The organism is Streptomyces prasinopilosus, assembly GCF_001419695.1.
Taxonomy (GTDB): domain Bacteria; phylum Actinomycetota; class Actinomycetes; order Streptomycetales; family Streptomycetaceae; genus Streptomyces; species Streptomyces prasinopilosus.
Window position 1 is genome coordinate 1 of sequence record NZ_LIRG01000003.1, and the last position, 5,158, is coordinate 5,158.

Sequence of the window (5,158 nt, forward strand, 5' to 3'; positions counted from 1 at the left end):
GCACTGTTCGCCCGCGCCGACGGAGTGGTCGTCGGCACCCCCGTCTACAAGGCGTCGTACTCCGGTGTCCTCAAGGCGCTCCTCGACCTGCTGCCGCAGTACGCGCTGGCCGGCAAGACGGTGCTCCCGCTGGCCACCGGCGGCAGCATCGCCCACGTCCTGGCCATCGACTACGCCCTGCGCCCGGTCCTGAGCTCCATGGGCGCGGCCCACATCGTGCAGGGCCGGTTCATCCTCGACGAGGACATCACCGTGCACGACGACGGGTCGCCGGCCGTCGCCCGGGGCGCCGCCGACGCCCTCGCCCAGGTGGTCGACCGGTTCTCGGCGGCCCTGCGCCCCGCCACCCCGGCGACGCTGGCGGTCGCGAGTTGACCGGGGGCACCGCACACGTCATCGCCGACGACGCGGAGGCGCTCGCCGTCGCCGCGGCCCTGGCCGGGGAGTTCCGCGCGGAGGCCTCCGCACGCGACGCCGAACGCAGGCTGCCGCACGCGGAGGTGGACCGGCTGGCCTCGTCCGGTCTGCTCGCCGTCACCGTCCCGGCGGAGTACGGCGGGGCGGACGTGAGCCAGGAGACCCTGGCGGAGGTCTTCCGGCTGCTGGCCTCGGCCGACGCCAGCCTCTCCCAGATCCCGCAGAGCCACTTCGTCTACGCCAACGTGATCCGCCGCCAGGGGACCGGTGCGCAGCGCGCGTTCTTCTTCGCGGAGCTGCTCGCGGGCCGGCGCCTGGGCAACGCCCAGTCCGAGGCGGGCACCCGGCACGTCCAGGACATCCGCACCCGCCTGGAGTCCCGGCCGGACGGGTCGTACGTCCTCGAGGGCGTCAAGCACTACGCCACCGGGGCCCTCTACGCCGACTGGATCCCCGTCCTGGCCCGCGCCGGGGACGACCACCTGCACGTCGCCCTCGTCCCGCGGGACGCCCCCGGCCTCACCGTGACCGACGACTGGGACGGCATGGGGCAGCGGACCACCGCCAGCGGTACCGTGCGCCTGGACGGGGTCCCGGTGGCCGCCGACCGGGTCTTCCCGCACCACCTCACCTTCCGGGGTCCCCAGCTGCACGGTGCCGTGGCCCAGCTGCTGCACGCCGCGATCGACACGGGGATCGCCGGGGGAGCACTGGCGGAGGCCGCCGAGTTCGTCCGGACGAAGAGCCGCCCCTGGTTCGAGAGCGGCTTCGAGGCCGCGGCCGACGATCCCCTGACCGTCCAGCGGTTCGGTGAACTCGCCGTACGCGTACGCGCGGCGGAGGCGCTGCTGCGGGAGGCCGCCCGCGCCGTGGACACCGCCCGGTCCGGCCTCACCGACGCCTCGGCCGCCGAGGCGTCCATCGCGGTGGCCGCCGCGAAGGCGCACGCGGCCGACACCGCGGTCGAGGTGGCCGGCGCGCTCTTCGAGGTCGCCGGCACCCGCGCGGCCCTCGACTCCCTCAATCTGCACCGGCACTGGCGCGACGCCCGCACCCACACCCTGCACGACCCGGTGCGCTGGAAGGTCCAGCACATCGGCCGGTACGTGCTGAGCGGGACCCCGCCGCCCCGCCACGGACTGCTGTGACGAACGCACTTGATCGGAGACCCCCCGTGCCCCTCACCTTCCACTGGTTCCTGCCCACCAACGGCGACAGCCGCCACGTCGTCGGCGGCGGCCACGGCACCCCGGCGTCCGCCGCGGGCCGGGACCGGCCGCCGACCGTCGCCTACCTGAGCCAGATCGCCCGCGCCGCGGAGCAGCTCGGTTTCGCGGGCGCCCTGACCCCCACCGGAGCCTGGTGCGAGGACGCCTGGCTGACCACGGCCATGGTCGCCCAGCACACCGAGCGGCTGAAGTTCCTGGTCGCCTTCCGGCCGGGGTTCGTCTCGCCCACGCTCGCCGCGCAGATGGCCTCCACCTTCCAGCGGCAGACCGGCGGACGGCTCCTGCTCAACGTCGTCACCGGCGGCGAGAGCCACGAACAGCGCGCCTACGGCGACTTCCTCGACAAGGACGCGCGCTACCGCCGTACCGACGAGTTCCTCCGGATCGCAAGGGACCTGTGGGACGGCGGGACCGTCAGCCTGGACGGGGAGCACCTGAGCGTGCGGGACGCGGCCCTGGCCCGGGTGCCCGACCCGGTGCCCGAGGTGTATTTCGGCGGTTCCTCGCCCGCAGCCGTGGAGGTGGCCGCCCGGCACGTCGACGTCTACCTCACCTGGGGCGAGCCGCCCGCGCAGGTCGCCGAGAAGATCGGACGGGTGCGGTCGGCCGCCGCCCGCGGGGGCCGCACCCTGCGGTTCGGCGTCCGGCTGCACGTCATCACCCGCGACACCGCCGAACAGGCCTGGTCCGAGGCGTTCCGGCTGCTCGACGGATTCGACCGGGAGACCGTGCGCTCCGTCCAGGCCGGACTCGCCCGGAGCGAGTCCGAGGGGCAGCGGCGCATGCTCGCCCTGCACGGCGGCAGCCGGGACGGGCTGGAGATCCACCCCAACCTCTGGGCGGGCATCGGGCTGGTGCGCGGCGGCGCGGGCACCGCCCTGGTCGGCAGCCACGACGAGGTCGCCGAGCGGATCAGGGAGTACCACGCCCTGGGCATCGACGAGTTCGTCCTCTCCGGCTACCCGCATCTGGAGGAGGCCTACTGGTTCGGGGAGGGCGTCCTGCCCCGCCTCGCCGCACAGGGACTGTGGCGGCACCCCTTCCAGGAGGACGAGGAGCCCGCGGTGCCCAGCCAAGTGCCCTTCACCGGGTAGGAGTTGACGCGTGGTGCGGGTGTGGCGGGGGGTCGGCGGGCCTTCCCGGACGGGGTGAGAGGGCCGGCCGGCCGATGGCTTGACTGGTACAGACCAATGCGGTTAAGTATGCCCGACACCCCCCACCACGGCCGCCCCCCACACCGTGGCCGGCTCGGCCGGCGCGCGTGCGGCGACAGTTCGCCCAGGCGCGTCCCCGTCCGGAGCGGCCGTGTCCCGCAGAGGAGTTGATCCCTTGTCGAGACGTCGCATGTCCGCCGTGCTGGCCGCAGTCGTCATCGCCGGCAGCGCACCGGTGCTGCTCCCGGCCGCGACCGCTTCCGCCGCTCCCGCGGCGGCGGCCGCCGCGTGCTCCGGCTATCCCAACTGGGTGGCCGGGCAGTGGTACAACGCCGGTGACATCGTCCGCTACACCGACGGCCGCGCCTACATCGCCGAGCACGCCAACCCGGGCTACGACCCGGTCATCAGTACCTGGTACTGGGAGCCGTACTCCTGTGACGACGGCCCCGGAACGCCGGTCGGGAACTTCGTCGTGACCGAGGCGCAGTTCAACCGGATGTTCCCGAACCGGAACCCCTTCTACACCTACAGCGGGCTGAAGGCGGCCCTGAGCGCCTACCCCGGCTTCGCCAACACGGGCAGCGACACGGTGAAGAAGCAGGAGGCCGCGGCCTTCCTGGCCAACGTCAGCCACGAGACCGGCGGTCTGGTGCACGTGGTCGAGCAGAACACGGCCAACTACTCGCACTACTGCGACTGGGGACAGCCGTACGGCTGCCCGGCCGGCCAGTCCGGCTACTACGGGCGCGGGCCGATCCAGCTGAGCTGGAACTTCAACTACAAGGCCGCGGGCGACGCACTCGGCATCGACCTGCTGAACAACCCCTGGCTGGTGCAGAACGACGCGTCCGTCGCCTGGAAGACGGCCCTGTGGTACTGGAACACCCAGTCCGGTCCCGGCAGCATGACGGGGCACAGCGCCATGGTCAACCAGGCCGGTTTCGGCCAGACGATCCGCAGCATCAACGGCTCCCTGGAGTGCGACGGCCGCAACCCGGCGCAGGTGCAGAGCAGGGTGAGCACGTACCAGCAGTTCACCCAGATCCTCGGAACGACGCCCGGCGGCAACCTGTACTGCTGACGCGGGGCCACGGGGCATGGTGTCATGCTCCTGACCATCCGTGACCCGGCCGCGTGCCCTCGCGCACGCGGCCGTCCTCCGGACGAAGGGCATCCGCCATGCGCACCCCCCACGCCCTGCTCGCCACGGCCGTCACGACCACCGCGCTGGTCGCGGCGGTCGTGGCACCGGCACCCGCGGCGGGGGCCGACGCGGTTCCGCCGCCCGGCACCACCCACTACGTGCAGAGCGCCGCCACCGGACTCAACGCGGCCGACAGCGCCGGAGCGGTCGAGCAGCACCGGCCGCGCGGCGACGAGGACCGCCAGCAGTGGACGCTGCGGGTGAGCGGCGCCTCGTACCTGCTGGAGAACACCGACACGCCCGGCAGCTGCCTCGGCCGCGCCGGCGACCTGGCCGGGACCGTCCCCTGTGCGAGCGCAGACGCCGCCTGGGAGATCACCTCCGCCGGCGCCGACCGGTACGCCCTCGGCGTCCCCGGCACCGACCGCCGCCTCACCGTCGCCCCCAGGTCCGCGGGGGGCGACCACCCCGCCCGGCTCGCCGTCGCCGGCGGCTCCGGGAACCTCGCCGACTGGTACCTCACCCCGGTCACTCCCACCACCCGGCCCATGCCGCCCCAGGACGCCCGCACCCTGGACCAGGTCACCTTCCTCACCTCGCACAACGCCTACGCCAACGGGGCCGACGGCGGCTTCGCCCCGCCGTTCGTCAACCTCTTCCCCAACCAGACGCGCGGCATCGAACGACAACTCGCCGACGGCGTACGCGGATTCATGCTGGACATCCACCAGACCCCGGACGGCGCGATCCTCTGCCACAACAGCTGCACCCTGGTCAGCAGGCCCGTCGCGCTGTGGGTGGACCTCCAGCGCATGGTGGACTTCCTCAAGGCCCACCCCGACCAGGTCGTCACCGTGTTCCTCGAGGACTACGTCGACCCGGGCGTACTGCGCACCGAACTCGCCCGCGTCACCGGCCTGCCGGACGTTCTTTACCGGCCGGACCGCACCGGGGTGCGCGAGCACGGCTGGCCGGCCATGGCGGAGCTGACCGCCACCGGGAAGCGGCTGCTGATCTTCAGCGACCACAGCCGCTCCGCCGACCGGGCCGCGGGACTGACCCGGGACAGCTTCGGCGTCATGTACCAGCGCGAGTGGACCGTCGAGAACCACTGGTCCATGGGCTCCGGGGTCGGCGCCTCCGACTGGTCCTGCTACAGCCGCTGGTACGGCGCCGGCGCCGTACCAGCGGCTGTAGCAGGACCAGTCGGA

Annotated in this window: 5 protein-coding genes; all 5 read left to right on the forward strand. The window is 73.3% G+C overall.

The features are described 5' to 3' along the window. Positions 1-375, forward strand: a 375-nt coding sequence (locus tag AOK18_RS00205) for an NAD(P)H-dependent oxidoreductase (protein ID WP_175400395.1), incomplete at its 5' end; no start/stop codon positions are given. After that, positions 372-1,565 (forward strand): SfnB family sulfur acquisition oxidoreductase, encoded by a 1,194-nt coding sequence (locus AOK18_RS00210; protein WP_055692899.1) that lies wholly within the window; start codon positions 372-374, stop codon positions 1,563-1,565. The genes AOK18_RS00205 and AOK18_RS00210, both read left to right, overlap by 4 nt. Before the next feature lie 26 nt (positions 1,566-1,591). Beyond that, positions 1,592-2,740, forward strand: a complete 1,149-nt coding sequence (locus AOK18_RS00215; protein ID WP_055692900.1) for an LLM class flavin-dependent oxidoreductase — start codon at positions 1,592-1,594, stop codon at positions 2,738-2,740. Positions 2,741-2,975: 235 nt separating this feature from the next. Then, entirely contained in the window at positions 2,976-3,884 is a 909-nt protein-coding gene (locus tag AOK18_RS00220; protein WP_055574563.1) for a glycoside hydrolase family 19 protein, read from the forward strand. A gap of 98 nt (positions 3,885-3,982) precedes the next feature. Next, positions 3,983-5,158 (forward strand): phosphoinositide-specific phospholipase C-related protein (locus AOK18_RS00225; RefSeq protein WP_055692901.1); only part of this gene is annotated, 1,176 nt, incomplete at its 3' end.